Origin of the sequence: Micromonospora sp. WMMA1949, assembly GCF_027460145.1 — a bacterium.
GTDB lineage: Bacteria > Actinomycetota > Actinomycetes > Mycobacteriales > Micromonosporaceae > Micromonospora.
Genome location: NZ_JAPZBG010000001.1, coordinates 6102499 through 6128937, shown reverse-complemented (window position 1 = coordinate 6128937; position 26439 = coordinate 6102499). Strand labels below are relative to the sequence as shown.

At 74.7% G+C, this 26439-nt stretch carries 26 protein-coding genes and 1 pseudogene; 17 read left to right on the top strand and 10 right to left on the bottom strand.

Going from position 1 to position 26439, the window contains the following annotated elements; translation table 11 throughout:
* Window positions 1–37: 37 nt before the first annotated feature.
* Window positions 38–1009: a DUF2267 domain-containing protein gene (locus tag O7607_RS28685; RefSeq protein ID WP_269706567.1), complete on the bottom strand. Its 972-nt coding sequence runs from the start codon at window positions 1007–1009 to the stop codon at window positions 38–40.
* A 183-nt stretch (window positions 1010–1192) separates the two neighbouring features.
* Here O7607_RS28685 and O7607_RS28680 point away from each other — a divergent pair, with 183 nt between their 5' ends.
* Window positions 1193–1507, top strand: coding sequence for a hypothetical protein (locus tag O7607_RS28680; protein WP_269706566.1), 315 nt, complete (start codon window positions 1193–1195; stop codon window positions 1505–1507).
* A gap of 92 nt (window positions 1508–1599) precedes the next feature.
* Here the strand turns inward: O7607_RS28680 and O7607_RS28675 are convergent, their stop codons facing one another.
* Complete coding sequence (locus O7607_RS28675; protein ID WP_269706565.1) at window positions 1600–1947, bottom strand: STAS domain-containing protein; 348 nt, start codon at window positions 1945–1947, stop codon at window positions 1600–1602.
* A 43-nt stretch (window positions 1948–1990) separates the two neighbouring features.
* Window positions 1991–2335, bottom strand: coding sequence for an STAS domain-containing protein (locus O7607_RS28670; protein ID WP_269706563.1), 345 nt, complete (start codon window positions 2333–2335; stop codon window positions 1991–1993).
* Window positions 2336–2588: 253 nt separating this feature from the next.
* On the opposite strand from O7607_RS28670, the gene O7607_RS28665 reads away from it, so the two are divergent.
* The 5 genes from O7607_RS28665 (at window position 2589) to O7607_RS28645 (ending at window position 6923) form a co-directional block, all read left to right on the top strand.
* On the top strand, window positions 2589–4343 hold the full coding sequence (locus O7607_RS28665) for a PP2C family protein-serine/threonine phosphatase (protein WP_269706561.1): 1755 nt from the start codon (window positions 2589–2591) through the stop codon (window positions 4341–4343).
* Window positions 4340–5386, top strand: coding sequence for a cobalamin B12-binding domain-containing protein (locus tag O7607_RS28660; protein WP_269706560.1), 1047 nt, complete (start codon window positions 4340–4342; stop codon window positions 5384–5386). The genes O7607_RS28665 and O7607_RS28660 overlap by 4 nt, the downstream gene beginning before the upstream one ends.
* A gap of 76 nt (window positions 5387–5462) precedes the next feature.
* Window positions 5463–5810 carry an STAS domain-containing protein gene (locus O7607_RS28655; RefSeq protein ID WP_269706559.1) on the top strand — a complete coding sequence of 116 codons (348 nt, stop codon included), beginning with the start codon at window positions 5463–5465 and terminating at the stop codon, window positions 5808–5810.
* 71 nt (window positions 5811–5881) lie between these two features.
* Window positions 5882–6328 (top strand): response regulator, encoded by a 447-nt coding sequence (locus O7607_RS28650; RefSeq protein ID WP_269706558.1) that lies wholly within the window; start codon window positions 5882–5884, stop codon window positions 6326–6328.
* A gap of 118 nt (window positions 6329–6446) precedes the next feature.
* Window positions 6447–6923: an ATPase gene (locus O7607_RS28645; protein WP_269706557.1), complete on the top strand. Its 477-nt coding sequence runs from the start codon at window positions 6447–6449 to the stop codon at window positions 6921–6923.
* A 10-nt stretch (window positions 6924–6933) separates the two neighbouring features.
* Here O7607_RS28645 and O7607_RS28640 read toward each other — a convergent pair whose 3' ends face one another.
* On the bottom strand, window positions 6934–7767 hold the full coding sequence (locus O7607_RS28640; protein ID WP_442929506.1) for a hypothetical protein: 834 nt from the start codon (window positions 7765–7767) through the stop codon (window positions 6934–6936).
* 352 nt (window positions 7768–8119) lie between these two features.
* Here O7607_RS28640 and O7607_RS28635 point away from each other — a divergent pair, with 352 nt between their 5' ends.
* On the top strand, window positions 8120–9058 hold the full coding sequence (locus tag O7607_RS28635) for an endonuclease/exonuclease/phosphatase family protein (RefSeq protein ID WP_269706555.1): 939 nt from the start codon (window positions 8120–8122) through the stop codon (window positions 9056–9058).
* A 4-nt stretch (window positions 9059–9062) separates the two neighbouring features.
* On the opposite strand, the gene O7607_RS28630 is transcribed toward O7607_RS28635, so the two are convergent.
* On the bottom strand, window positions 9063–9491 hold the full coding sequence (locus O7607_RS28630; RefSeq protein WP_013285994.1) for an OsmC family protein: 429 nt from the start codon (window positions 9489–9491) through the stop codon (window positions 9063–9065).
* A gap of 80 nt (window positions 9492–9571) precedes the next feature.
* The gene (locus tag O7607_RS28625; protein ID WP_269706554.1) at window positions 9572–10522 is read right to left on the bottom strand and encodes a serine/threonine-protein kinase; all 951 of its coding nucleotides are present in this window, start codon (window positions 10520–10522) and stop codon (window positions 9572–9574) included.
* A gap of 129 nt (window positions 10523–10651) precedes the next feature.
* On the opposite strand from O7607_RS28625, the gene O7607_RS28620 reads away from it, so the two are divergent.
* A complete protein-coding gene (locus tag O7607_RS28620; protein WP_269706553.1) occupies window positions 10652–10876 on the top strand; it encodes a hypothetical protein in 225 nt (74 codons plus the stop codon).
* A 3-nt stretch (window positions 10877–10879) separates the two neighbouring features.
* Here O7607_RS28620 and O7607_RS28615 read toward each other — a convergent pair whose 3' ends face one another.
* Both O7607_RS28615 and O7607_RS28610 read right to left on the bottom strand, forming a co-directional pair.
* Window positions 10880–11671, bottom strand: coding sequence for an alpha/beta fold hydrolase (locus O7607_RS28615; protein WP_269706552.1), 792 nt, complete (start codon window positions 11669–11671; stop codon window positions 10880–10882).
* On the bottom strand, window positions 11668–12561 hold the full coding sequence (locus tag O7607_RS28610) for an SDR family oxidoreductase (RefSeq protein WP_269706551.1): 894 nt from the start codon (window positions 12559–12561) through the stop codon (window positions 11668–11670). Before O7607_RS28610 ends, O7607_RS28615 begins: the two co-directional genes overlap by 4 nt.
* 136 nt (window positions 12562–12697) lie before the next feature.
* Here O7607_RS28610 and O7607_RS28605 point away from each other — a divergent pair, with 136 nt between their 5' ends.
* The 5 genes and pseudogenes from O7607_RS28605 to O7607_RS28585 all read left to right on the top strand — a co-directional run.
* Window positions 12698–13444, top strand: coding sequence for a response regulator transcription factor (locus O7607_RS28605; RefSeq protein ID WP_393156002.1), 747 nt, complete (start codon window positions 12698–12700; stop codon window positions 13442–13444).
* Complete coding sequence (locus O7607_RS28600) at window positions 13422–14954, top strand: sensor histidine kinase (RefSeq protein WP_269706550.1); 1533 nt, start codon at window positions 13422–13424, stop codon at window positions 14952–14954. The genes O7607_RS28605 and O7607_RS28600 overlap by 23 nt, the downstream gene beginning before the upstream one ends.
* Window positions 14955–14999: 45 nt before the next feature.
* Window positions 15000–17471 (top strand): ArnT family glycosyltransferase, encoded by a 2472-nt coding sequence (locus tag O7607_RS28595; RefSeq protein ID WP_269706549.1) that lies wholly within the window; start codon window positions 15000–15002, stop codon window positions 17469–17471.
* A 3-nt stretch (window positions 17472–17474) separates the two neighbouring features.
* Entirely contained in the window at window positions 17475–18698 is a 1224-nt protein-coding gene (locus O7607_RS28590; protein WP_269706548.1) for a dolichyl-phosphate beta-glucosyltransferase, read from the top strand.
* Between the two features lie 104 nt (window positions 18699–18802).
* A pseudogene (locus tag O7607_RS28585) lies at window positions 18803–19498 on the top strand (helix-turn-helix domain-containing protein); the annotation flags it as partial.
* A 70-nt stretch (window positions 19499–19568) separates the two neighbouring features.
* Here the strand turns inward: O7607_RS28585 and O7607_RS28580 are convergent.
* Complete coding sequence (locus tag O7607_RS28580) at window positions 19569–19970, bottom strand: VOC family protein (RefSeq protein ID WP_269706547.1); 402 nt, start codon at window positions 19968–19970, stop codon at window positions 19569–19571.
* Between the two features lie 177 nt (window positions 19971–20147).
* On the opposite strand from O7607_RS28580, the gene O7607_RS28575 reads away from it, so the two are divergent.
* From O7607_RS28575 to O7607_RS28560, 4 genes are all read left to right on the top strand, one after another.
* Window positions 20148–20306: a hypothetical protein gene (locus O7607_RS28575; RefSeq protein ID WP_018787270.1), complete on the top strand. Its 159-nt coding sequence runs from the start codon at window positions 20148–20150 to the stop codon at window positions 20304–20306.
* On the top strand, window positions 20303–21718 hold the full coding sequence (locus O7607_RS28570; RefSeq protein WP_269706546.1) for a methyltransferase domain-containing protein: 1416 nt from the start codon (window positions 20303–20305) through the stop codon (window positions 21716–21718). Before O7607_RS28575 ends, O7607_RS28570 begins: the two co-directional genes overlap by 4 nt.
* Window positions 21711–23756 (top strand): sulfatase-like hydrolase/transferase, encoded by a 2046-nt coding sequence (locus O7607_RS28565; protein ID WP_269706545.1) that lies wholly within the window; start codon window positions 21711–21713, stop codon window positions 23754–23756. Before O7607_RS28570 ends, O7607_RS28565 begins: the two co-directional genes overlap by 8 nt.
* Window positions 23757–23932: 176 nt before the next feature.
* Window positions 23933–25216 (top strand): citrate synthase, encoded by a 1284-nt coding sequence (locus tag O7607_RS28560; protein ID WP_269706544.1) that lies wholly within the window; start codon window positions 23933–23935, stop codon window positions 25214–25216.
* 104 nt (window positions 25217–25320) lie between these two features.
* On the opposite strand, the gene O7607_RS28555 is transcribed toward O7607_RS28560, so the two are convergent.
* Window positions 25321–26400 (bottom strand): IS110 family transposase, encoded by a 1080-nt coding sequence (locus O7607_RS28555; RefSeq protein ID WP_269702002.1) that lies wholly within the window; start codon window positions 26398–26400, stop codon window positions 25321–25323.
* Between the last annotated feature and the right edge of the window lie 39 nt (window positions 26401–26439).

Below are 26439 nucleotides of genomic sequence, written 5' to 3'. Positions count from 1 at the left end.
CCGGCCCGCGTGGGGCCGGGGCCGTTCCGCCGCCGGGTCAGCCGGCCGCCATTCCGGCGCCGGCCTCGTCGATCGCCGCGTCCACGCGGTGCGCGAGGTCCACGTCCGCCGCCGTCACGCCGTCGACCTGCTGGGTCCGGACCGTCAGCACGGCGTTGTCCGGGTCCGGTCGCCCGATCTGCGGCGACCGCCCGACGTCGGACTTGAGCCGGTCCAGCCGGTCGAGCACCCGGTCCAGGTTGCCGCCGGGCAGCTCGATCGTGCGCACCAGCGAGCGCCTGTCGCTGGACCAGTAGGGGAGCGTCGCGAGCGCGTCGCGCAGCTCCGCCTCGGTCAGCGGCGCGGTGGCCGAGGACGCGCCCACCAGGCCGCCGCCGAAGTCGGTCGGCCCGAGCAGGTCACGCAACTCGTCGGGTACGCGCAGCGACTCGACCAGATCCGCGTCGGCCTCGGCGAGCGCGGCGAGCGTCGCCTCGGCCTGGTAGCGCGCCTGCTCCGGGGTGAGGCGGCTGTACCGGCCGACCTCGGCCAGGAAGCCGGGCAGGTCGCGGCGGGGTTCCATGCCGTACACCGGCACCACGTCGTGCAGGGTCAGCGGCACCGCCTCCAGCAGCCGCTCCCGTTCCGCCTCGTCCAGCGCCTGTGCCAGGGCCAGCACGGTGCCCTCCGCGGCGACCTTGGCCGTGGTGAAGTCCACCCCGGCGCGCCGGCTCACGTCGTCGACGAGTTCCCGGTAGCCCATCGAGACACCGGGTGACGGTGCCGGGTCCGGCAGCGGGCGCTGCTGCTCCGCGACGGCGACCGGCGGCGGCGCGGGGCCACCCCGGGTGCTGTCCGGCTTGTGCCGTCCGGCCGGCGGCGGGCCGGACCGGTCGTGCTGGTCCAGCGAGGTGACCTGCTTGGACGCGCTCAGGCTGGCGCCGGTCTGGCTCGGCCGCAGCCCTCGCTCACGGGCCTCGCGGGCCAGGGCCCGGCGGCGCTGGTTGTCGCCCTCCATCTGCTTGCGCATCGTCGCACCTCGTTCCTGGGTCGGTTGCGCTTGCGCCGACCGCGTTCCCGGCGCTGCGGGGAAGGTAACGGCGGACCGCCCGGCGGAGGCTTCATTCGCTGCGGGTGAGGAGCGCTCACCCCGGCGGGCGGCAGGCTCGGACGGACCGGACAACTTCCGACGCACGCGGAAGGGCAGGTCGACATGAAACGGATCGTGGAGATCGTCCCCGCCCGTCCCGGCTGGTACGCCCGCTGGCGGATCGGCCCGGACGCCACCCGCTCCTACCCGGTGACCCTCTGGGCGCTGCTGGAGCACCACGACGGCAGCGGACGTGAGGTGGTCGGCGTCGACTGTGTCGGGCAGTGGCCCGGCGCGGACGACGACGACATGAGCGGGGACTTCGTCCGTTATCTGTTCCAGACTCCCGATTCCGGAGCGCCGGAGGACGTCGAGCCTCCGCTCGCGGGGCGTCCGCGCGACGACGCGCCGCACCGGCAGGCCGCGCCCGCCGCCTGAGCCATCCTCCCGGCCCCCGGCCCCTGGTCCCAGGGTCGGGGGCCACCCCTGTCCGGGGACCGGCTGCCGGTCCGCCTGGCGGGCCGGTGCGGTCAGCCCGCCTCGCGGGCCCCGTCGGTCAGCTCCTGCGGCGGGGCGGCCAGCAGTTCGGCCAGGCCGGTGCGCTCCAGCAGGTGCTCGATCTGCGGGTTCAGGTTGAGCAGGCGGATCGCCCCGGTGCCCGCGCGGTGGATGACCACGAGCGCGCTGAGCCCGGAGGAGTCGCAGAGGTCCACCCCGGCGAAGTCGAGTTCCAGCTCTTGGTGACCGTCGCGGCGCAGGTGGGCGACGGCGTCGACGAGTTCCGGCGCGGTGTCGAAGTCCAGCTCCCCGGCCAGCCGCACCCGGGCGGAGCCGGCGGCGAGCCGGTCCACCTCGATGGTCAACATCTGGGAGGGCACGCTTCCATGTTCCCAGCCGGGCACCGGCGGGAAACCCCCGGGGTCACGCGGACGCGGCCGAACCCGGCGCGAGGTGGCCGGGTGCGTCGTCGACCGGCGAGCGGTCGAGCAGACCGGTGACGCCGGTCAGGTCGAGGATGGTCTCCAGGAACCGCGGCACCGCGCGCAGCTCGATCGCGGTGCCGGCCTGCTGGCCCTCCCGCCAGGCGTGCACGATCACGGACAGGCCGGTGCTGTCCATGAACTGCAGGTCGCCGAAGTCGAACACCAGGGCCGTCGGGCGCCCGGCGAGCAGCCTGTCGATCTCGGCGCGCAGCGGGGCGGCCGTGGCGTACGCCAGGTCGCCGCCGACCACCACCACCGGGACGGCCGGGTCGGATCGATCCACGGAGATGCTCAGCGGGCTCGCCTCGGGCCTTCTCCGTTGAGAAACCACGTCACGCCTTTCCGCGGGGGTGCCGGTCGGGCCGGGATGACAGAATCGTAACAACAGCGCCGTCACCTCGCAGGACGCGCGAGCGGGCCGGCAGCGCCGTGGGGTGGCGGTCCCGGCACACCGGCGTAGGGTGGGCGAGGAGACGTGACCACAGGCGCCGTGTCCGGCGCCCCGGGGTGCCGACGAGGAGAGTGGGGCTCAGCTGGTGACTGCTGCCGACGTCAGGGGTGCCGACCCGGGCGACGGACGGATCTCCACGCCGAGTGCCGCACGGCCTCCGGCGTGGTCCGCCGCCGCGCCGGTGCCGTCCGCCCTGCCGCCGCTGGCAGCCGACCGCGACCGCACCGTCCCCACCTGGTCCGAGGTGGTCGAGCACTTCCGCGAGGGCCTCGTCGTCTGCGACGCCGACGGTGTCGTCCAGCACGTGAGCCCGGTCGCGGAGCGGCTGATCCCCGAGGCGACGCCCGGCGAGCTGCTGGCCGCCGCCGGCCCGGCCCCGCTGCGCGGCGACGGTCCGGCCGAGTTCACCCACCACGGGCGCCGGCTGCGCGTCCGGCCGGTCGCGCTGTCCCACCGCCGGCGCTGCTGGTACGTCGACGACGTCACCGAGAGCGTCAGCCGGGCCGACGCGCTGCTGGCCGAACGTGCCCGATCGGCGTTCCTCGCCGTGGTGGGCGAGAAGCTCGGCAACCCGCTGCACCCGGATCGGGCCGCCGCCGCGGTGGTGCGCCTGGCCGTACCCACGGCGGCCGACGTGGCGGTCCTGGTGCTCGCCCCGCGCTCCGGCCGGGCCCGCTGGTGGCGGGCGGTACGCGCGGACGACCGCGCGCCGGTCGTGGACAGCGGGATGCTGCCCGCCCCGGCGCTGCCCGCCGCGATCGAGGCCGGCCTGTCCGGCACCGAGCCGCACGAGCTGGACTGGCTGGTCGAGCAGGCGGCCGAGGCGGGCTGGCTGCCCGGCCTGGACGCCTCCGGCGCCACCGCGCGGGTGGTGCCGCTGCCCGGCCGGGAGGCACCGGCCGGGGCGCTGCTGGTGGTCCGGCGCGCCGACCGCTGGTACGACGAGGCCGACGTGGACCTGGTCCGCGCGTTCGCGGCCCGGGCCGGCGCGGCGCTGACCACCGCCATGCTCTACCGCGACCAGGCCGAGGTCGCCGACACGTTGCAGGCCAGCCTGCTGCCGGTCGAGCCGGTTGCCGCGACCGGCGTGCAGTGGGGCACCGCGTACCGGCCGGCGCAGGCCGGTCTGCGCATCGGCGGCGACTTCTACGGCTCGCACCGGCTCGCCGACGGCGGTTCGGTGTTCTTCCTCGGCGACGTGTCGGGCAAGGGCGTGGAGGCAGCCGTGTTCACCGGCCAGCTGCGTCAGTGCCTGCAGGCGTTGCACCGGGTCGAGACCCAGCCGGGGCGGCTGCTGAAGCTGCTCAACGACGCGTTGCTGGAGACCACGCAGGCGCACGGGCAGGGCCGGTTCGCCACCATGGTGCTCGGCGTGGCCCGGCCGAACCGCGACGGCGGCCTGACCCTGACCCTGGCCGGCGGCGGGCACCTCCCGCCGCTGCTGCTGCGGGAGTCCGGCGAGGTCGAGGTGGTGCCGCTGCGCGGCATGCTGATCGGCGTGGTGCCGGATCCCCGCATCGGTGAGGTGACTGTGCACCTGGCGCCGGGGGAGACGTGCCTGTTCTACAGCGACGGGGTGACCGAGGCGCGTGGCGGCCGGCGCGGTGACGAGCAGTTCGGTGCCGAGCGGCTGCTCAACGCGGTGAGCGGCTGCCACCGGATGCCCGCGCCGGCGCTCGCCGAGCGGATCGAGCAGGTGACCTGCGACTGGCTGGCGCACGGCGACCACGACGACATCGCGGTGCTGGCGCTGCGAGCCACCGGCCCGGCCGGGCGGACGCCACGGCATCTGCACGCGGTGCCGGACGTGACCGAACGAACGAGGGAGTTGTCCGCGTGACCGTGCCGACCGTCGGGGCCGACCCGGGCCACGCCTTCACCAGCTATCTGGAGTGCCTGGCCGACGCCGACGAGTCCGCCGCGGTGGCGGTGGCCCGCGGGCTGCTGGAGGCGGGCGTGCCGGCCGAGCGGGTGCTGCTGGACCTGGTCGCCCCGGCCCAGGCCGAGGTGGGCGAACGCTGGGCCCGCAACGAGTGGAGCGTGGCCCAGGAGCACGCCGCCACCCACATCAGCGAGCGGGTGGTGGCCGCGGTGGCCGCGTACGCCGACCCCCGGCCGACCCGGGGCCGGATCGTGATGGCGTGCATGGACGGTGAGTGGCACGCGCTGCCGGCCCGGCTGGTGGCCGAGGTGCTGCGGCTGCGCGGCTGGCAGGTCATCTTCCTCGGGGCCAGTGTCCCGGCCGCGCACCTGGTGTCCTACCTGCACCGTTACGACGCGGAGGCGGTGGCGCTCGCCTGCGCCCTGCCGATGCGGCTGCCGCACGCGCACCGGATGGTGGAGGCGTGCCGCCGTTCCGACGTGCCGGTGGTGGTCGGTGGCCGGGGCTTCGGTGACGACGGCCAGTGGGCGCGTGTGCTCGGTGTGCCGTGGGCGCCCGACGCGCCGTCCGCGGCGGACCTGGTGGCCGACGAGCGGGCGCTGCGCGAGACGCCGCCCGCGCGGCTGGACCACCTGGCCGACGACGAGTACGCCAGCCTGGTCAAGCGGCGCGGCGAGCTGATCGACAGCGCCCTGGCCGACCTGCGGGAGCGGGTGCCGTCGACGGCGGACTACACGCCGGCGCAGCTCGACTCCACGATCAGCGACCTCGGCTACATCGTGGACTTCCTGGCCGCCGCGCTCTACGTGGACGACGCGACGCTGTTCACCGGGTTCGTCGAGTGGCTGGTGGAGATCCTGGTCAGCCGCGGGGTGCCGGCCGGCGCGGTCGGGCTGACGCTGGAGCACTATGGACAACAGCTGCGCGACTTCCCGCGCGCGGCCGCCTTCATCGAGCGGGGTCGTGCCCTGGTGGGCGGGTTGGCGGCGGCGGGCCGCTGACGGGCGCCCGACGGGCCGTCGCATATACTTGCACCACTGCAAGGGTTCGCCTGCGGTGGGAGCGAGAGGGGCCACGGTGACGTTCACCGTCACGTACGCCCAGCGGGACGGGGGCGGCGTCCGCCTCCGGCTGGCGGGCGAGCTCGACCTCGGCACAGCCGGCGAGCTGAACTCGACGATCGACCGGGTGATCGCCGAGGGGCACCGCGAGCTGCTGCTCGACCTCACCGAGCTGACGTTCTGCGACTCCACCGGCATCGCGGCGTTCGTCCGGGGGGACAACCTCGCCGCCGCCGACGGCGGCTGGCTGCGGCTCACCGGGGCGACCGGGCGGGTCGCCCGGGTGCTCCAGGTGACCGGGCTCGCGGACGTGCTCCACCACGACCGCGACACGGTCGACCCGACGGCGTCGGCCGCCTCCTGATCCGGTACATTTCCCCGCCAGCAGCCGGCCGTGCGGCCGGACGCCCTCCTCACCACGAAGCAGGTAACCCGATGGGCCAGAACAGTCCCAGCCCCGTTCGCATCCTGGTGGTGGACGACGACCCGGGCGACGTCCTGATGATCGAGGAGGCGCTCGCCGACTCGGACGTCGACAAGGTCATCGACGTGGTCGCCGACGGCCAGGAGGCGATGGAGTTCCTCCGCCGCGAGGGCCGGCACACCGAGGCGCAGCGCCCGGACGTGATCCTGCTCGACCTGAACATGCCCCGGATGGACGGGCGGCAGGTGCTCGGCGAGGTCAAGGGTGACGAGAGCCTGCGGACCATCCCGATCGTCGTGCTCACCACCTCCAACGCCGACACCGACGTGGTCAGCAGCTACACCCTGCAGGCCAACGCGTACGTGACCAAGCCGATCGACCTGGACGACTTCAACGACGTGGTACGCCGCATCGACGAGTTCTTCGGACGGGTGGTCGTGCTCCCGAAGCACCCGTAGGGGCCGGAAGTCCGGGCCACCGCATCCTGAACATTTTGCGGGAACGGCCGCGCCCGGCCGTGCCCGGACCGCAGGATCGGCTGGTGGGGACGCGGACCGGCTGCCTGGGGGGCGACGCATGAGGTTCTCGGTGGTGGAGACCGGCTACGACAGGCGTCAGGTGGACGCCTGCCTGGACGAGCTGAGCCTGCGCCTGAGGCGGCTGGCGGCGCGTGCGGAGGGTGCCGCCGGGGCCGGCCGGGAGTGGGACCAGATCCGGTCGGACGCCCTGCACCTGTGCGACTTCCTGCATCGCCGTACCGCCCCGGTCGAGACGGGCGCGTCCCGCCCGTCGGCAGCCGAACGGGAGGCCGCCGAGCTGCTCGCGCAGGCCCGCGCCGAGCTGGAGGCCGCGCGCGAGGAGGCCCGTCGGTTGCGGGAGGAGGCGTACGCCGAGGCCGTGCGGGCGCGTCGCGAGTTCGAGGCGGCCCTGCTGGCGCGCCGCCGGCGGGAGTCCCGGGTCGACGAGATCCTGGCCGGGGCGCGGGGCGAGCGGGTGCCGGTGGACACCCCCACCGCCGCGGCGGGTGTGCGCCCCGGTCGCAGCGCCGCCTGACCCGCGCGGGTCAGATCAGAGCCGCCACCACCGTCGTGGCGCGGTCCTCGTGCCGGGCGTACGCGTCGGGGTAGGCGGACACCTGCACCGCCTGGGCGGCGGCGGTGACGCTCATGTCCGCCCAGCCGGGCACCTCGCGCAGCGCGGCGTAGAAGGCGCGGGCCGCGTACGCCGGCCGCATGAGCTGGGCGACGGTGCCCCAGCCGCTGCTGGGGCGCTGCTGGAACAGCCCGACCGAGTCGTGGTCGGAGCCGCTGCCCTGGTGCGGGTGGTCGAAGGACTCCGGCAGCACGTCGCTGGCCAGGTTGTAGAGGTTGCTCTCCTGCATGGCGGTGGCCAGCGCGACCACCAGGGCCCGGCGGGGCATCTTCATGTCCCGCCCCACGTCGACGATGACCTTGGCGTTGTCCATCTGCCGCTGGTCGAGGCCGGCGACCGGCCGGGGGCGCTGGGCACGTACGGGCTTGCGCGGCGGCTTCTTCGTCGTCGGTGTCGCGCTGGGCGTCGGTGCCGGTGGTGGCAGGGCCGCGGCGGCCGGCGGCGCGACCCGGGTGAAGTCGCGGGAGGCGCGCTGGTCGGCGGCGGCCCGGTCGGCGACCGCCTCGCGTACCTCCAGGTGCGCCGGGCCGGTCTCGCCGACGGCGGCCACGCCGATCAGGCCGAGGCAACAGGTGACGCCGGTGGCCACCGCGATCCGGCCGGATACGGACCGGGCCGGGCCGCGCCGTGGCGGTTCCGGGGCGCGGTGACGTCCCACCCTCCGTTCGGCTGATGCCGGGTCAATCGTTCGGCGAACCGGGCGGTTGGCGGGCAGCGGCTGATGATCGGGGTGGTCGGGGTGCACCCGCCGAGGCTAGAAAGCTTCCGGCCCTTTGCCATCGGGGTGATTGGTGGCATGCGCCACAATCTGCCGGATTCGCGGGTGGCATTAGGGGTGGCGGATCAGGAAAACCGCCAACCTCGCGTACCCGAAAGAATGCCTATGTCGGTTTCGGCGGTGCGAAGCGGACGTCGGGCCGAGCCGGTGACGGTGAACGCCCGGTTCCACCGTTCGGCCGAGGGTGCCCTGGTCGGGCGGCCTGCCTCCGGCGGCGGTCCACCGACCCGCCGAATCGACTCGCCGCGATCCGGCCGGCCGCCGCCGATCATGGTGAGGCCACCGCGCGGCGCCCCGGGCGCTCGATACGATTCCGACGGTGACGGAGCGGATGACCGACGAGCGCCCGCCCGGCCCCCGCAGCCGCCGCGGCACGATCGTCGTCGTCTGCGCCGTGCTGCTCACGCTGCTGCTGGCCGGGCACCGGCTGGTGCCGAACGTCCACGGCCTGGGCAGCCTGGTGGACAGCGTCACCCCGCTGCTCGGGATCGCCGTACCGCTGCTCGCGCTCGCCGCCCTGCTGCGCCGCTCCCGGCCGGCGCTGCTGGCGGTGCTGCTGCCGGCCCTGGTCTGGGCCGGGCTCTACGGCCGCGCCTGGCTGCCCCCGGCCGCCGCCGCGGACGGCGCCGCGGTGCGGGTGGTCAGCCAGAACCTGCGCGTGGGCAACCCCGACCCGGCCGCCACCGTCGGCGCGCTCACCGGCGACGCCCCCGACCTCATCGGGCTGCAGGAGGTCGCCGACGGCGACCGGGTGGCGCCGGTGCTGGCCGAGCGCTACCCGCACCGGGCGGTCGTGTCGACAGTCGCGCTGTGGAGCCGGTGGCCGATCCGCGAGGCGCACGGCGTGGACACCGGACTGGGCTGGGACCGCGCGCTGCGGGCCGTCGTGGCCGCGCCCCGGGGCGACCTGGCCGTGTACGTGGTCCACCTCGGCTCCGCGCGGGCCGGGCACACCGCCACCAGGGACCAGACCGTCGCCGCGCTGGCCGACGCCGTACGCGCCGACCCGGCCGACCGGCTCGTGGTGCTCGGCGACCTGAACACCGCCACCACCGACCGGGTCTTCGACCCGCTGACCCGGCTGCTCGGCGACGCGCAGGCCGAGGCCGGGCAGGGATTCGGCTTCACCTGGCCGGCGGAACTACCGGTCACCCGCCCGGACCACGTCCTCTACCGGGGACTCACGCCGACCGCCGCCGGGGTGCTGCGCACCCCGGCCAGCGACCATCGGGCGGTGACCGCCGGCTTCCGCTGGTGAGATCTCAGTGCCGGCCGTTCTCCGCCGGGGTCACGGTGAGCCGGTGCCGGCTCGGATCGCCGCTGGAGAACGGCCAGAGCCGGTCGGCGTACGCGACCAGATCGGCCAGCTGGTCGCGGGTCAGTCCCGCCGAGGAGATCTCGGCGTGCACGTCGGCCCGGTAGCGGCCGTCGTCGTCGCGGCCCAGTTTCGCCTCGGCGGTCACCTGCACGGTGTGCGCCTCGTCGGTGATCTCCCCGGCCGCCTCCACCGCCGCGTGGTGCAGGCAGGAGGCGAACGCCGCGGCCAGGAGCTGCTCCGGCGTCAGACCGGTGCAGTGCGGCGCCAGCGGGGACGCCAGGGCGGAGGAGAGCCCGCCGTCGTCGGTGCGTACGTGACCGCCCGCCGCGGTCGCCGTGGCCGTCTCGGCCAGCCAGGAACTCGGATCCGGCATCGCGTTCCTCCCGTCACTCACCGGACCGCGTTCCCGGACCCCGAGCGGCGAAACCGCGCCCGAGCAGCCAGTACGTGTGCTCAGCGGATCCGGCCGCTGGTCGCGGCGTCGACGGCCATCGCCTCGGTGGCCTCGGCGGCGGCCCGGCTGGTCCACGGCGACACCTGCGGCACGCGCTGCCGGGGCAGCAGCGCGGTCATCGGCACGTAGACCCGGGCGTCCACGGCCTCGGCCAGCAGCAGCGCGGCCATCGGGCTGGTCGGCCGGGCGCACGGGTCGTCGTCGAGGCAGCGCCCGCACAGCTCGGCCACCTCGGCGGGCAGCCCCGGAACCTCGGGCAGCGGGCGGGGCGGCCGGCGGCGGCGGCGCGACCCGAGCAGCTGGGTGGTGCTGCCCGCCTCGTACGGCAGCTCAGCGGTCAGGCAGTAGTAGAGCAGCACACCGAGGGCGTACATGTCGGCGGCCGGGGTGGCCGGCTGCCGGTCGAGCTGCTCCGGCGCCAGGTACGCCGGGGTGCCCACCACGATGCCGTCCGGTGTGTGGTCCGGCGCCCCGGCCGGGGTGGCGATGCCGAAGTCGAGCACCTTCACCCCGGACGGGGTGAGAATCACGTTCGCCGGCTTCACGTCCCGGTGCACGATGCCGTGCGCGTGCGCGGCGGCCAGCGCGGCGCACACCTCGGCGCAGACCCGCACCGCGATGCGCCAGTCCAGCGGACCGCCCCGCAGGTGCGCGGCGAGCGTCTCGCCCTCGGCCAGCTCCATCACGATGTACGGCACCGGCCGCCCGTCCGGCAGCGTCGCGGTGCCGAAGTCGTGCACGCTGGCGACGTTCGGGTGCACCAGCCGCGCCGCCGACCGCGCCTCGGCCCGGATGCGCTCCACCGAAACGGCGTCGCCGTCCAGCGCGGGCGAGATGAGCTTCACCGCCACGGTCCGGTCCAGCACGCGGTCGTGCGCGCGCCACACCTCCGACATGCCACCCAGGCCGGCTCGCTGTTCGAGCTCGTACCGCCCGCCCAGCGTCCGCATCGCCCACTCCTCGCCTCGTCCGGTGCCCTCCGGTCCCGCTACCCGGCCCCGGAGCTGTGCAAACCGCCGAGGGTTCGCACCGCGGCGGGGTAGCTTCGCGGCGAGGGCGTCGACGGACGGAGGGCAGCGGTGGCCGCGGTGCGCGTACGGTTCGTCGGCGGACCGGCCGACGAGCTGACCCGGGACCTTCCCGCCGGACCGGACGGCGCACCGCCGCCGCGATGGGTGCTGCGCCATCCGGAGGAGCCGGCCGAAGGGGTGGCCGACCACCTCTACGAACGCGACTACCATGCGTCGCCGGGCGGCTGGACGATGCGGTACGTGCACACCTTCCCGTTCGGCGCGACCGAGTGAGGCTCAGTCCGGCCGGGTGGTGCCCAGGATGACCGAGGCGACCAGCTCCGGGTCGTCGTGCATCGGCACGTGCCCGCAGCCGGGCAGGTCCAGGTGCCGCGCGGCGGGCAGCCGGGTACGCGCCAGCGCGGCCTGCCGGTAGGGCAGGATCCGGTCCCGCGTACCCCAGGCCACCGTCACCGGCACTGTCGGCGCGCCCGCGTAGGCGTACCCCCGCCCGGCGCGAGCGACGGCGCGGAACGCCCGCGCCTGGCGCAGCGCGCGGGCGTCGGCGAGCGCGTCGTCCAGTGCCATCCGGTTGGGCCGGGCCAGGATCATGCCCATCGCCAGCATCCGCAGCGCGGGCGCGGCGAACAGGCGGCGCAGCACCGGTTCGGGCAGCCGGGCCGCGTTGCGGTGCAGGGAGAGCACGGTCAGCGCCCAGCGCAGCTCACGCGCGGTGCAGAAGCCGGCCGGCGACAGCGCGGTGGCCGACGAGACCACCCCGAGCGCGGCCAGCTCCAGCGCGATCGCCCCGCCGAGGCTGTTCCCGGCGACGTGCGGGCGCTCCAGCCCGAACGCGGCGAACAGTTCGGCCACGGCGGCGACGAGGCCGGGCATGTCGGCGGGCAGCCCGGCGGTGGGCATCGGGGAGCGGCCGAAGCCCGGCAGGTCGACGGCGATCACGTCGTGCGCCTCGGCGAGCCGGTCCAGCACCGGGCGCCAGGCGCCGCCGTGGTGACCGATGCCGTGCAGCAGCACCAGCGCGGGCCCGGCGCCCCGGCGCTCGTAGACGACCTCCACCGGCGCGGTCACGGCCGCCCCTGCGGTGTGCTGGCGCCGAAGCCCCGGCCCAGTGCCCGGGACTGCTCCTCGATCAGCGGCACGGTGGCCCGGGCGGTGCGGCCCACCAGGCGGTCGGCCAGCGGGCTGACCAGCACCGACCGTACGGCCTGCACGCCGGCCACGGCGCGCGGCACGTACACCCGGCGGCTGCGGCGCTCGACGGCCCTGACGAACGCCTCGGCGCACTCGGCCACAGTGGTGGTACGCCGCAGCGGCCACGGCAGCCTGGCCAGCGCCGTGGAGAAGGCCGGCAGGTCGGCGCGCGCCTCGCGGACCAGGTCGGTGTCCACCCACGACGGGTGGGCGGTGCCGACCGCCACGCCCCGGTGCGCCAGTTCGAGGCGGATCGCGTTGCCGAACTGCTCGACGCCCGCCTTGGAGGCGCAGTAGGCGGCCATGCCGGGCAGCGCGGCGAACGCCGCGGCCGAGGAGACGATCAGCAGGTAGCCGCCCCGGTCGACCAGCGCCGGGACCGTCGCCGCGGCGGTGCGCACGACCCCGATCAGGTTGACCTCGACCGTACGCACCAGCGCCTCGACGTCGCCGACGGCGATCGTGCCGCGGTTGGCGACTCCGGCGTTGGCGACCACCGCGTCGATCCCGCCCAGCGCCGCCACGGTGCCGTCGGCCGCCTCGGCCAGCGCCTGCTGGTCGGTGACGTCGGCGGCGAACCAGACGTGCCCCGGGCCCAGCTCGGCGGCGAGCGCGGCCAGCCGGTCGGGTTCCAGCCCGACGAGGGACAACCGGGCGCCGCGGGCGGCGGCGAGGCGGGCGGTGTGCTCGCCGATGCCCCGGGCCGCGCCGGTCACCAGCACCACCTTGCCGGCCAGCCGGCCGGAAAAACGACCGTCGATGGACATGCCGGGAAGTTACCACCGGGTAGCCCGGGTACGGAAGACCCGGCCCGACCTGCCCGGATCGTCACCGCAGGGCGCGCACAGCTGGTACACAGGATCGGGACAGCCCGGCGACAGCGGGTCCGCCCACGATGGGGGCATGGTCATGAACGCGCAGTCCGCGCAGGGCCGCATCGAGCTGCACCGACCGGACGGCGAACCGGTGCGGGTGCTCGTCGTGGACGACGAGCCGACCCTCACCGACCTGCTGTCCATGGCCCTGCGGTACGAGGGCTGGCAGGTCGCGACCGCAGGCAACGGGATGGCGGCGATCAGCACCGCCCGCCAGTTCCGCCCGGACGCCGTGGTGCTCGACGTGATGCTGCCCGACCTGGACGGCTTCCAGGTGCTGCGGCGCCTGCGTGAGGAGTCCCCGAGCGTGCCGGTGCTGTTCCTCACCGCCCGCGACGCGGTGGAGGAGCGCGTCGCCGGGCTCACCGTCGGCGGCGACGACTACGTGACCAAGCCGTTCAGCCTGGAGGAGGTCATCGCCCGGCTGCGCGCGCTGCTGCGCCGCTCCGGCTTCGCGGTCGCCGCCCGCCAGGAGGCGGTGCTCACCGTCGGCGACCTCACCCTCGACGAGGACAGCCACGAGGTACGCCGCGGCGACGACCTGATCACCCTCACCGCCACCGAGTTCGAGCTGCTGCGCTACCTCATGCGCAACCCGCGCCGCGTGCTCAGCAAGGCGCAGATCCTCGACCGGGTGTGGAACTACGACTTCGGCGGTCAGGCCAACGTGGTCGAGCTGTACATCTCGTACCTGCGCAAGAAGATCGACGCGGGCCGGGCGCCCATGATCCACACCCTGCGCGGGGCGGGTTATGTCCTCAAACCCGCCGAGTGACGGGCGCGGACGGCTGCGCCGCCGCCTGGCCGGCTGGTCGCTGCGCCGCCGGCTCGTGCTCTCCGTGGTGGCGCTGCTGGCACTGGTCAGCGTCGGCATCGGCGGCCTGACCACAGTGGCGCTGCGGCACTTCCTGATCGACCAGATCGACAACCAGCTCAGCTTCGGCGACCGGCGGCCCGCCGACTTCGACCGCTGGGCCCGCCGTGGCATCGACCCGCCGCGCCCGGACCAGCGGCCCCTCCCACCGGACGACGACGAGGTGGCGCCGGACCCGCCCGGCGGCTTCCCACCGGGCTCGATCGCGGTCCGGGTGCCCGCCGCCGCCGCACCCGTGGGCCGGATCCGGTCCGAGAGCGGTGGCAGCGAGGAGGTGCCCGCCGGCGACCTGACGACGCTGGCCGGCGTACCGGTCGGCGAACGCCCGCGTACCGTCGCCGTCGGCGACCGGGGCGACTACCGGACGGTCGCGCTGCGTTCGCCGCGCGGCGACGGCGACGTGCTGGTCCTCGCGATCCCGCTGGCCCAGGTGGACGACACGGTCATGTGGATGATCGTCGCGCAGGCCGGGGTCATCGGCGCCGGCCTGGTCATCGCCGGCGCCCTCGGCACGCTCATCGTCCGGGCCACGCTGCGCCCGCTCAACCGGGTCGCCGCCACCGCCGCCCGGGTCACCGAACTGCCGCTGGACCGCGGTGAGGTCGCCCTGTCCGTGCGGGTCCCGGCCGTCGACACCGATCCCCGCACCGAGGTCGGTCAGGTCGGCGGCGCGCTCAACCGGATGCTCGGCCACGTCGCCGCCGCGCTCTCCGCCCGGCAGGCCAGCGAGACACGGGTACGCCAGTTCGTCGCCGACGCCAGCCACGAGCTGCGCACACCCCTGGCCGCCATCCGCGGGTACGCCGAGGTGGCCCGCCGGGGCCATCAGGAGGTGCCGCCCGACGTGGCGCACGCGCTGCGCCGGGTCGAGTCGGAGAGCACCCGGATGACCAGCCTCGTCGACGACCTGCTGCTGCTGGCCCGGCTGGACTCCGGCCGCCCGCTGGCCGCCGAGCCGGTCGACCTGACCGCCACGGCGGTGAACGCGGTCAGCGACGCGCACGTCGCCGGCCCCGACCACCGCTGGCAACTCGACCTGCCCGACGAGCCGCTCACCGTCACCGGCGACGCCCACCGGCTGCACCAGGTGCTGGCGAACCTGCTCGCCAACGCGCGGGTGCACACCCCGGCCGGCACTACCGTCACCGTCCGGCTCGCGCCCGCCGCCGGAGGCGTCGAGCTGCGCGTCACCGACGACGGCCCCGGCATTCCGGAGCAGTTGCAGCCGGAGGTCTTCGAGCGCTTCGCCCGCGGCGACAGCTCCCGCTCCCGGGCCCAGGGCAGCACCGGGCTCGGCCTGGCCATCGTCGCCGCCGTGGTGGAGGCGCACCACGGCCGGGTCGACGTGGTCAGCCGGCCCGGCCACACCGCGTTCACGGTGTGGCTGCCCGGATCCACAGCAGACGCATAGGCCACACACGGGAGCGGGCCAGCGGGCCCTCCGAGGCTTGCCGGCATGGACCGAACCGAGAGCCTGCCGGGCGCTGCGCCCGTACCCCGGAAGACCCGCACCGACCGCGACCCGCGCTGGGCCCGACCGGCCCTGCTCGGCCTGCTGGCCGTGACCGCGCTGCTCTACCTGTGGGGCCTGGGCGCCTCCGGCTGGGCCAACGCGTTCTACTCGGCCGCCGTGCAGGCGGGCTCGCAGAGCTGGACGGCGTTCTTCTACGGCTCGTCCGACGCGGCCAACTCCATCACCGTGGACAAGACGCCCGCCTCGCTGTGGCTGATGGCGCTGTCCGTGCGCGTCTTCGGCCTCAGCGGCTGGTCGATCCTGGTGCCGCAGGCGCTGCTCGGCGTCGCCTCGGTCGGCGTGCTGTACGCGACCGTCCGCCGCTGGTACGGCCCGGCCGCCGGCCTGCTCGCCGGTGCGGTGCTCGCGCTCACCCCGGTGGCGACGCTGATGTTCCGGTTCAACAACCCGGACGCGCTGCTGGTGTTCCTGCTCGTCGCCGCCGCGTACACGACGGTGCGCGCGGTCGAGACGGCGAGCACCCGGTGGATCGCCCTGACCGGCGTGCTCGTCGGCTTCGGCTTCCTCACCAAGATGCTCCAGGCGTTCCTGGTGATCCCGGTCTTCGCCATGGTCTACCTGCTGGCCGCGCCGACCGGCCTCGGACGGCGGATCCGCCAGCTCCTGCTCGCCGGGCTCGCCGTCGTCGTCTCCGCCGGCTGGTGGGTGGCGGTCGTCGAGCTGGTGCCGGCGAGCGCCCGCCCCTACATCGGCGGCTCGCAGAACAACAGCATCCTGGAGCTGACGCTCGGCTACAACGGCCTCGGCCGCCTCACCGGCGACGAGGTGGGCAGCGTCGGCGGCGGCCGGCCCGGTGGGGGAGGCGGCGGCCCGTTCTCCGGCCGGACCGGGCTGCTGCGGATGTTCGACACCGAGGTCGGCGGGCAGATCTCCTGGCTGCTGCCGGCCGCGCTGATCCTGCTGGTCGCCGGGCTGTGGCTGGCCGGGCGGGCACCGCGTACCGACCGGACCCGGGCCGGTCTGCTGCTGTGGGGCGGCTGGCTGCTGGTCACCGGACTGATCTTCAGCTTCATGTCCGGGATCTTCCACGCGTACTACACGGTCGCCCTGGCCCCGGCGGTCGGCGCGCTGGCCGGCATCGGCGTCACCGTGCTGTGGCGGGCCGGTGCGGCACCGGCGCCGGCAGGCGCTGCACCGGCCCGGTGGCGCCGGCTCGCCGCCACACTGGTGCTGGCCGGCGCGCTGGCGGTCACCGCCTGGTGGTCCTGGCACCTGCTCGGCCGTACCCCCGACTGGCACCCCTGGCTGCGCCCCACGGTGCTGGCCCTCGGCCTGACCGCGGCCGCCCTCCTGGTCACCTCGGCGTTCCTCACCCACCGGACCGTCCCGCCCTCCCTCGCCTCCCCGCCCTCCCTCGCCTCCCCGCCCGCCCCGGTGATCAAGGAGTTTGTGTCCGGAAGTGGCGTTCAGGGAGACGCGAACTCCTTGGTCCACTCCGAGGCGGCGGCGGGGGCGACGGTGGGGCACCGGGCCGGGTTCGCCGGGCGGGTTGTGCGGTGGGCCGTGCCGGTGGTGGCTGTCGCCGGGATCGCGGTGGCGCTGGCCGGGCCGGCCGCGTACGCGATGCAGACCGCCGCCACCCCGCACTCCGGCTCGATCCCGAGCGCCGGGCCGGCCGGAGCGGGTGGCTTCGGCGGCCCCGGTGGACCGGGCGGCCGGATGCCGGGCGGCGCGAACGGGCAGTTCCCCGGTGGTCCGGGCGGCGGGCAGTTCCCGGGCTTCCCGGGCTTTCCGAACGGCACCGGCTCCAATGGCACGGGTCCGGACGGCACCGGCCAGAACGGCACCGGCCAGAACGGCGGGGCGAACGCTGGTGGATTCCCCGGATTCCCGGATGGTGGTTCTGCCCCGGGCGCGCCCGGCGGCACCGGCCCGGAGGGCGGCACCGGTCAGGACGGCGGCACCGGGCAGGACGGCACCACGCCGGGCGGCATCCCTGGCCAGGGCGGCTTCCCCGGCTGGACCGGTGGCACCGGCAGCGGCGGGACCGGGCCGGAGGGGCGGGGGCAGCGCGGCGGGGGCATGGGCGGGCTGCTCGACGCCCGTGAGCCCAGCGCCGAGATGACCGCGCTGCTCACCGCCGACGCCGACGACTACACCTGGGTCGCCGCCACTGTCGGCTCGAACAACGCCTCCGGCTACCAGCTGGCCACGCGCCGGCCGGTCATGCCGATCGGCGGCTTCAACGGCAGCGACCCGTCGCCGACGCTCGCCCAGTTCCAGCGGTACGTCGCCGACGGGCGGATCCACTACTTCCTCGGCGGCGGCGGGTTCCGCGCCAACGGGGGCAGCAACGCCTCGTCCGAGATCGCCGCGTGGGTCGCCGACACCTTCACCGCCACCACCGTCGACGGCGTGACCGTGTACGACCTGAGCAGCGGGAAGCAGGGCTGAGCCGTGACGGAGACGTACGTGCCCCGGGCCGCCGTGCAGGCCCGGCCCGCTGCCGGCAGCGCGGTGCTCGACGTGGTGGTACCGGTGTACAACGAGGAGGCCGATCTGGGCCCCTGTGTCCGGCGGCTGCACGCGCACCTGACCGCGCACTTCCCGTACCCGTTCCGGATCACGGTGGCCGACAACGCCAGCGTGGACGGCACGCCGGCGGTGGCGCGGGCGCTCGCCGACGAGCTGCCCGAGGTGGGGGTGCTGCGCCTGGACGAGAAGGGCCGCGGGCGGGCGCTGCGGGCCGCGTGGTCGGCGTCGCCGGCGCCGGTGCTCGCGTACATGGACGTGGACCTGTCCACCGACCTGGCCGCGCTGCTGCCGCTGGTCGCGCCGCTGATCTCCGGGCACTCGGACCTGGCCATCGGCACCCGGCTGGCCCGCACCAGCCGGGTGGTCCGGGGCGCCAAGCGGGAGGTCATCTCGCGCGGCTACAACCTGCTGCTGCGCGGTGCGCTGGCGGCGCGTTTCTCCGACGCCCAGTGCGGGTTCAAGGCGATCCGCGCCGACGTGGCCGCCGAACTGCTGCCGCTCGTCCGCGACACGGGTTGGTTCTTCGACACCGAGCTGCTGGTCCTGGCGCAGCGGGCCGGGCTGCGCATCCACGAGGTGCCGGTGGACTGGGTGGACGACCCGGACAGCCGGGTCGACATCGTCGCGACCGCGCTGGCCGACCTGCGGGGCATCGGGCGGCTGGGCCCGGCGCTGGTCACCGGGGCGCTGCCGCTGGCGCAGCTGCGCGCCCAGCTCGGCCGTGGGCCGTTGCCGGTCCCGCCGGCGCAGGTGCCGATCGGCCTGCCCCGCCAGCTCGTGCGGTTCGCCGCGGTGGGGGTGGCGAGCACGCTCGCGTACCTGCTGTTGTTCTTGCTGGCCCGCGGCCCGCTCGGGGCGCAACCGGCGAACCTGCTGGCGCTGCTGCTCACCGCGGTCGCGAACACGGCGGCCAACCGGCGGCTCACGTTCGGGGTCAGCGGACGCCGGCACGCCGGTCGGCACCACCTCCAGGGCCTGCTGGCGTTCGCGCTCGGCCTGGCCCTGACCAGCGGTTCCCTGGCCGCGCTGCACGCCACCACACCCCCGAGCCGAGGATGGGAGCTGACCGTCCTGGTGGCCGCCAACCTGGCCGCCACGGCCCTGCGCTTCCTCCTGCTCCGCCTGGCCATGCACCACCGCCCCTGACGCGGCCCCCGAACACCCCGTCGATCATGAGGTTGGCGGCGCGACACGCCGGGCGCCGGTGCCGTCAACTTCATGATCGACGGGGAGGGTGGCAGGGTTGGGGTGTGTACCGGGAGTGGGAGGCGGCGGGGATCCCCGGCGGGGTGCTGTGGAGCAGCGTGTCCGGCGGGAGTGAGACGCGGGTGCTGCCGGACGGGTGCCTGGATCTGCTCTGGTCCAGCCGGTCCGGGCTGCTGGTCGCGGGTCCGGACCGCACCGCTTATCTGTCGCGGTCCGCGCCGGGGGACCGGTGGATCGGGCTGCGCCTGCCGCCGGGGACCGGCCCGGCCGTGTTCGGGGTGCCGGCCGAGGAACTGCGGGACCGCCGCGTACCGCTGGCCGACCTGTGGGGCCGCGCCGCCGCCGAGGTGACCGAGCGGGTCGAGGCGGCGCCGGCCACGCCGGGCGACGGGCCCGCCGCGGTGCTCACCCGGGTCGCCCGCGACCGGCTGCGCGCCGCCGGTGGCCCCGACCCGCTCGGCGCGCACGTCGCCGCCCGTCTGGCTGCCGGGGCAACAGTCGCCGCGACCGCCGTCGAGGTCGGCCTCGGCCCGCGCGCCCTGCACCGCCGCAGCCGGGCCCTTTTCGGGTACGGCCCGAAGACGCTCGCCCGCATCCTGCGGATGCGTCGGGCGCTGGACCTGGCCCGCACCGGCGCGGCGCTCGCCGAGGTGGCGGTGCGCAGCGGGTACGCCGACCAGGCCCACCTGACCCGCGAGGTGCGGGACCTTGCCGGGGTGCCGCCGACCCGGCTGCTCGCCCCGGCCCCGCCGCCCGCAGGCGAGCTGACCAGTCGGGGCCGGCCGCACCCGAGCCGGCCGCCGGGGCTGTCTAGTCGGCCGCGGGCAGCGGGGCGAACAGGTCCACGCCGTTGCCGTCCGGGTCGTGCAGGACCGCGTACCGCTGGCCCCAGAACGCGTCCCACGGCGGCATCTCACCGTGGTGTCCGGCGCCGGTCAGCTCGGCGTACCACCGGTCCACCTCGGCCGGGTCGGCGCACCGGAAGGCCAGGCTCATCCGGTTGTTGCCGCCGGACGGGTCGAACTCGGGATGGAAACTGCGGATCACCTCGACCGTGTCCCAGGCCAGCCGTACGCCGTTCGGCAGGGTGACCTCGACGTGCCCCTCGGTCTCGGCGCCGGCCGGGATCGGCAGCCCCAGCCGCCGGTAGAAGTCGAGCGTGCGGGCCATGTCGGTGACCACGGCCCCGACCAGATCGAACTGCGGTGTCATGCGGCCACCGTAGGCGCGACCGGCCCGGCCCGTCTTGAACGGATCGGACGGGGGACGAGTGGCCGGTGTGGCCGCGCGGCCGGTCGTCGAGACGTTACGGTGAGGGACAAGTCCGGCCATGAGCAATAAAGCTCGCATACCGGGCGTGCTCCGATGACCGACGGAAGGAAAGCAGCCGTGACGCATCTGGCCTACCTGGACGCGGGATCCGGCAGTCTCATCGTGCAGGCGGTGGTCGGCGGGGTGGCCGGGGTGGCCGTTGCCGCCAAGCTCTACTGGCGTCGCCTGGTGTCCCGGTTCCGGCGTCAGCCCACCGACCAGGGCCCGGCGGCGTGACGGTCCCCGACACCGGCGTCCGCGTCGAACCCGGCTCCTTCCGCGACCCCGGCAACCGGGTGTTCCACCAGGGCGAGGAGGTGCTGCGCGGGCTCGACGAGCGCTCCGCCCGGGACTGGCGGGCGCTGTCCGTCACCGACTTCTTCCGGCAGGCCGTCACCACCGGGCAGATCGTCGGCACCGAGGAACTGACCCCGACCCCCGTCGACGCGCCCTGGACGGCGGTGCTGCGGCACGAGCGGATCCCGTTCGTCTCGCACCCCTACGAGTGGTCGGCCGCGATGCTGCGCGACGCCGCGCTGCTGCACCTGGACGTGCTGCGCGCCGCCCTCGAGGCCGGCTTCACCACCAAGGACGGCTCGGCGTACAACGTGCAGTGGCGTGGGGCCCGGCCGGTCTTCATCGACGTCGGCTCGTTCGAGGCGCTGCGCGACGGCGAACCGTGGGCCGGCTACCGGCAGTTCTGCCAGACGCTGCTCTACCCGCTGCTGATCCAGGCCCACCTCGGGCTGGACTTCCAGCCGTTCCTGCGCGCCCGCGTCGACGGCGTCGAACCGGACCAGATGCGCCGGCTGTTCGGCGGCACCCGGCGCTGGCGGGCCGGCGTGCCCACCCACGTGCACCTGCACGGCGCCATGCAGGCCCGCAACTCCGCCGCCAGCACCACTGACGTCCGCGCCCAGCTGCGCGCCGCCGGGTTCTCCCGGGAGCTGGCGCTGGCCACGGTACGCGGGCTGACGAAGCTGGTCCGCCGCCTCGACCACCGGCCCGGCGACAGCCACTGGTCGGACTACCAGCGCACCTGCGCGTACTCGGTGCCGGACCGGCAGGCCAAGGAGGAGTTCGTCGACCGGGCGGTGGCCGCCGTCGGAGGCGGCGCGGCTCTGGACCTGGGCGCCAACGACGGCCGGTACGCCCGCATCGCCGCCCGGCACGCCGCGCACGTCGTCGCCGTCGAGCAGGACCCGGCGGTGGTCGACACGCTCTACCGCGCGCTGCGCGACGAGGGTGAGACACGCATCCTGCCGCTGGTGATGGACCTGGCCGACCCGTCGCCGGGCGGCGGCTGGCGTGGCGTCGAGCGGGCCGCGTTCACCGACCGGGCCCGCGCGGACACCGTCCTGGCCCTGGCCGTGGTGCACCACCTCGCGATCGGGCGCAACGTCCCGCTGCCCGAGGTGCTCGACCAGCTCACCGCGCTCACCGCCACCGGCGGCAGCCTGGTGGTGGAGTTCGTCCACCCGGACGACCCGATGGCCCGCCGCCTGCTGGCGAACAAGCCGGACGGCCTGTTCCCGGACTACCGGCGGGACGTCTTCGAGGCGCTGCTCGCCCGCCGGGGCCGAGTGGTCGCCCGTACCGAGCTGCCGTCCGGCACCCGCACGCTCTACCAGGTGGTGGTGGGTGGCTGAGCGCACCCTCGCGCCACCCCGGGACCACACGGCCGGCCCGGACCGGCGGGAACGCCCGCCCTGGTGGCGGTCCGAGGCGGCACGGCTGGCAGAGGTGACGGCTCTGGTCGGGCTGGTGGTCACCCAGCCGCTGCTCGACGTGCTCGGCCGCAGCCCCGACTTCTTCCTGTTCCACCGCGCCTCCCGGGCCGACGTGCTGCTCCTGGTCGCCCTGATCGCGCTCGCACCGACGGTGGTGTTCGCGCTGCTGGGCGCGCTCGCGCTGCCCGCCGGACGCCTCACCCGGACCGTCGTGCACACCGCGTTCGTGGGCCTGCTGCTCGCCGCGCTGGCGGTCCAGGTCGGCCGGCACCTGACGCCGCTTCGGGGCGTACCCCTGCTCGTTGTCGCCGGTGTGGGCGGGGCCGCCGGAGCGGCCGCGCACCGGCGGTGGCGGGCGCCCCGGCGGGTGCTGCGGGTCGCCGCCGCCGGGCCGCTGGTGTTCGTCGGGCTGTTCCTGTTCGCCTCGCCGGCCTCGGCGGTGGTGCTGCCGCGCGGCGAGGGTGGCGCGGCCGGTGTGGCCGGCGCGGGCGCGCACCCGCCGGTGGTCATGATCGTGCTGGACGAGCTGCCGCTCGTCTCGCTGCTCGGGCCGGACGGCCGGATCGACGCCGCCCGCTACCCGAACTTCGCGGCGCTGGCCGGCGGGTCGACGTGGTACCGCAACGCCACCGGTGTCAGCGGCTGGACGCCCTACGCGCTGCCCGCGATGCTCACCGGCCGCTACCCGGAGCGGGGATCGGCGCCGCACTACTCGCAGTACCCGGACAACCTGTTCACCGCGCTCGGCGGCCTCTACCGGATCAAGGCCGAGGAGAGCATCACCCGGCTCTGCCCGCCGAGCCGCTGCGAGCAGGCCACCACCCCGGAACAGGGGCTCGGGGTGCTGGTCCGGGAGAGCGGCAAGCTGATGGGCCGGATCGCCGCGCCGGTGGACAGCCGGATCGACCCGGAGGACTCCTACCGTGAGCGGACCGCCGCCGAGGCCGGCCTGGACGCCGCCGAGCCGGTGCCGGACGACCCGAAGTTCCGCTGGGACACCCTCGACGACAACCAGCCCGCCCGGTTCACCTCGTTCCTCGCCGGGCTGCGCCCCGACACCCGGCCCACGCTGCACTTCCTGCACCTGCTGATGCCGCACTCGCCGTGGGCGTACCTGCCGTCCGGGGCGCACTACGCCGCGCCGGACGACCTGCCGAACGACGGCGCCGGGTGGGTCGACCTGGCCCGCGCCCGGCACCTCGCCCAGCTCGGCTACACCGACCGGCTGATCGGCGAGACGCTGCGGACGCTGCGCGCCACCGGCCTCTACGACAAGGCGCTGGTGGTGGTCACCGCCGACCACGGCGTCAGCTTCCGCCGGGACTGGCAGGGCCGGGGGATGGACGCCATCGACCACGCCGCGAACGAGGTGGCCTGGGTGCCGATGTTCGTCAAGGAACCCGGCCAGCGCACCGGACGGGTCGACGACCGCAACTGGGAGCACGTCGACCTGCTGCCCACGATCGCCGACGAGACACACATGCGGGTGCCCTGGCGGATGGACGGCCGGTCGGCGAAGGCGGCGCCGCGCGAGCGGGCCGACAAGCGCTTCTACGACCGCCCCGGCCAGCCGGTCACCGTCACCGGCGGCGTGCCCGCCCCGCTCCCGCCGGTTCCCGTCGACCCGCTCGTCGGCGCCCGGGTCGGTGACGTGCCGGTGGGCGGGTCCGCGACGGTGGCGAACCGGGACGCGTTCGACGCCGTCGACCCGGCCGGCGGCGGGCTGCCCGCGATGGTCTGGGGCACCGTGCCGGACGACGTGCCCGACGGCACCCGGCTCGCCGTGGCGGTCAACGGAACGGTCGGCGCGGTGGTGCCCGTGGTGCCGCCGGATCCCGGTGGACGGCGCTTCGCCGCGCTGCTCGCCGACGACCGGCTGTTCGCCGCCGGAGTCAACCGGCTCGACCTCTACCGGGTCGGCGACGACGGGGCGCTGCGGCGGCTCACGCTGTCGTGACGGACCTCCCGAACATGCCCATGGCCGCGCTCCCATCCGGTTTCCGGACCGGCTGGCCGGGAAACAGGTGACGCACACCTCACCCTCAAACCATGACGAGCGGTGTTCTCCGCGCCGTGATTACGGTAGAAGCGAAGGCAATTCAACGAAGATCTTGCCGGCGAAGCGAGGAACAGATGACGGAAGTCAAGCTCGACCACCCCGGTGGGCAGCTGTCGATGCCGGTGCAGTCCGCGGTTGAGGGCCCCGCCGGGATCGGGGTGAGCAAGCTGCTCAAGGAAACCGGGATGACCACGTACGACCCCGGTTTCGTGAACACCGCGTCCTGCTCGTCCGCCATCACCTACATCGACGGTGATGCCGGCATCCTGCGGTACCGCGGTTACCCGATCGACCAGCTGGCCGAGAAGTCCTCCTTCCTGGAGGTCTCCTACCTGCTGATCTACGGCGAGCTGCCGACCCAGGCGCAGCTCACCGAGTTCAGCGAGCGGATCCGGCGGCACTCGCTGCTGCACGAGGAGATGCGCCGCTTCTTCGACGGGTTCCCCCGCGACGCGCACCCGATGGCCGTGCTCTCCTCGGCCGTCAGCGCCATCTCGACCTTCTACCAGGACAGCCTGGACCCGTTCGACTCCGAGCACGTGGAGATGTCCACGGTGCGGCTGATGGCGAAGGTCCCCACCATCGCCTCGTACGCGTACAAGAAGTCGATCGGGCAGCCGCTGCTGTACCCGGACAACTCGCTGGGCTACGTCGAGAACTTCCTGCGGATGACGTTCGGTGTACCGGCCGAGCCGTACGAGGTCGACCCGGTCGTGGCCCGGGTGCTGGACATGCTGTTCATCCTGCACGCCGACCACGAGCAGAACTGCTCCACCTCGACCGTGCGGCTGGTCGGCTCCAGCAACGCCAACCTGTTCGCCTCGGTCTCGGCCGGCGTGAACGCGCTGTTCGGCCCGCTGCACGGCGGCGCCAACCAGGCCGTGCTGGAGATGCTCCAGAAGATCCAGGCCGACGGCGGTGACGTCCGCTCCTTCGTGCAGAAGGTGAAGGACAAGCAGGACGGCGTGAAGCTGATGGGCTTCGGGCACCGGGTCTACAAGAACTACGACCCGCGTGCCGCCATCGTGAAGAAGGCCGCCCAGGACGTGCTCGGCCGGATGGCCAAGCCGGACCCGCTGCTGGACCTCGCGGTGCAGCTCGAGGAGATCGCGCTCGCCGACGACTTCTTCGTGTCCCGGCGGCTCTACCCGAACGTGGACTTCTACACCGGCCTGATCTACAAGGCCATGGGCTTCCCGACGAAGATGTTCACGGTGCTGTTCGCGCTCGGCCGGCTGCCCGGCTGGATCGCGCAGTGGCGCGAGATGATCAACGACCCGGAGACCAAGATCGGTCGGCCGCGGCAGATCTACACCGGTGCCACCGAGCGGGCGTACGTCCCCGCCTCCCAGCGCTGACGCAACCCCGGCGAAAGGCCGCCGCCCCCCCACCCGGGGGCCGGCGGCCTTTCCCCTGTTCCGGCGCGCCGCCCTCGCTCCCGCCGATCTGTGAGTGGGGGTTGTCAAGTGGTGCGGTGGTGGTTGGTGATGGTGCGGTAGATCTGTCGGGCGATGTAGCGCTTGAGGCAGCGGGTGATTTCTTTGGTGGTGCGGCCTTCGGTGCGGCGTCGGGTGATGTAGTCGCGGGTTTCGGGGTGGATGCGGCGGCGGGTGAGGGCGATGGTGTGTAGGGCGCTGTTGAGGGTTCTGTCGCCGCCGCGGTTGAGGCGGTGGCGGTTGGTGCGGCCGCTGGCTGCGGGGATGGGGGCGGTGCCGGCGAGGGTGGCGTAGGCGGCTTCTGATCGGACGCGGCCGGGGTGGGACCAGGCGGTGAGGGCGATCGCGGCGGTGACGGGTCCGATGCCGGGTTGGTCGAGCAGGGGTGGGCACAGGTGTGTGACGAGGGTTCGGAGGCGCCGGTGGTTGTCGGCGAGGGTGGCGTCGAGGGTTTGGATGTGCCGGGCGAGGGTGGTCAGTTCGCGGCGGCGGGTGTGTTCCTCGCAGGGCAGGTCGGTGGTTTCGGGTAGGTCGAGGGCGGCCAGGCGGGCGATCTGGGTGGTGGTGGACAGCCCGCGTAGCGCCTCGCGCAGGGTGTCGTCGGCGGTCAGGATCAACGCTTTGACCAGGTTGATCGTGGCGGTGCGGGTGTCGCTGTGGTGTCGGCGGCAGATCAGCAGCAGACGCAGTGCCTCGCGTGGTCCGTCGCTTCGGGGCACGGCGATGCGCTCAGCGGGCAGGGCAAGCACCGTATGGGCGGCGGCGACCGCATCCAGGTGGTCGGACTTGCCGCCCCGCCGGCGTGACGCGGCGGCGGGTTTGGGTGCCTCGCTGACCGCTTCACCGGCAGCGGTCAGCACCCGGCACAGCCCTTGACCGTGCGCCCGGGTTCCTTCCACCGCCCACAACCGGCGCCCCTGCGGTGGGGTGTGCGCGACGGCGAAGGCCAGCAGCCGGGCCAACCCGTCCGGGTCGGTGGGCACGGTGACCTGCGCCAGCACGGCGCCGAGACGGTCGACCACGGCGGCGGTGTGCGTGTCGGTGTGAGTATCGACCCCTACCACCACGTCGTAGCGATCCGCGACTCGCTCTACGATCCTTGTCATCTCGGATTGTTGCTCCTTAGCCAGCGACGACCGGGACAG

Coding starts and splice junctions, on each gene's coding strand:
- O7607_RS28560 (WP_269706544.1), top strand. CDS start 23,933: ATGACGGAAGTCAAGCTCGACCACCCCGGTGGGCAGCTGTCGATGCCG.
- O7607_RS28580 (WP_269706547.1), bottom strand. CDS start 19,970: ATGACACCGCAGTTCGATCTGGTCGGGGCCGTGGTCACCGACATGGCC.
- O7607_RS28645 (WP_269706557.1), top strand. CDS start 6,447: ATGAGGTTCTCGGTGGTGGAGACCGGCTACGACAGGCGTCAGGTGGAC.
- O7607_RS28630 (WP_013285994.1), bottom strand. CDS start 9,491: ATGCCGGATCCGAGTTCCTGGCTGGCCGAGACGGCCACGGCGACCGCG.
- O7607_RS28610 (WP_269706551.1), bottom strand. CDS start 12,561: ATGTCCATCGACGGTCGTTTTTCCGGCCGGCTGGCCGGCAAGGTGGTG.
- O7607_RS28555 (WP_269702002.1), bottom strand. CDS start 26,400: ATGACAAGGATCGTAGAGCGAGTCGCGGATCGCTACGACGTGGTGGTA.
- O7607_RS28650 (WP_269706558.1), top strand. CDS start 5,882: ATGGGCCAGAACAGTCCCAGCCCCGTTCGCATCCTGGTGGTGGACGAC.
- O7607_RS28680 (WP_269706566.1), top strand. CDS start 1,193: ATGAAACGGATCGTGGAGATCGTCCCCGCCCGTCCCGGCTGGTACGCC.
- O7607_RS28685 (WP_269706567.1), bottom strand. CDS start 1,009: ATGCGCAAGCAGATGGAGGGCGACAACCAGCGCCGCCGGGCCCTGGCC.
- O7607_RS28625 (WP_269706554.1), bottom strand. CDS start 10,522: ATGCGGACGCTGGGCGGGCGGTACGAGCTCGAACAGCGAGCCGGCCTG.
- O7607_RS28595 (WP_269706549.1), top strand. CDS start 15,000: ATGGACCGAACCGAGAGCCTGCCGGGCGCTGCGCCCGTACCCCGGAAG.
- O7607_RS28605 (WP_393156002.1), top strand. CDS start 12,698: ATGGTCATGAACGCGCAGTCCGCGCAGGGCCGCATCGAGCTGCACCGA.
- O7607_RS28600 (WP_269706550.1), top strand. CDS start 13,422: ATGTCCTCAAACCCGCCGAGTGACGGGCGCGGACGGCTGCGCCGCCGC.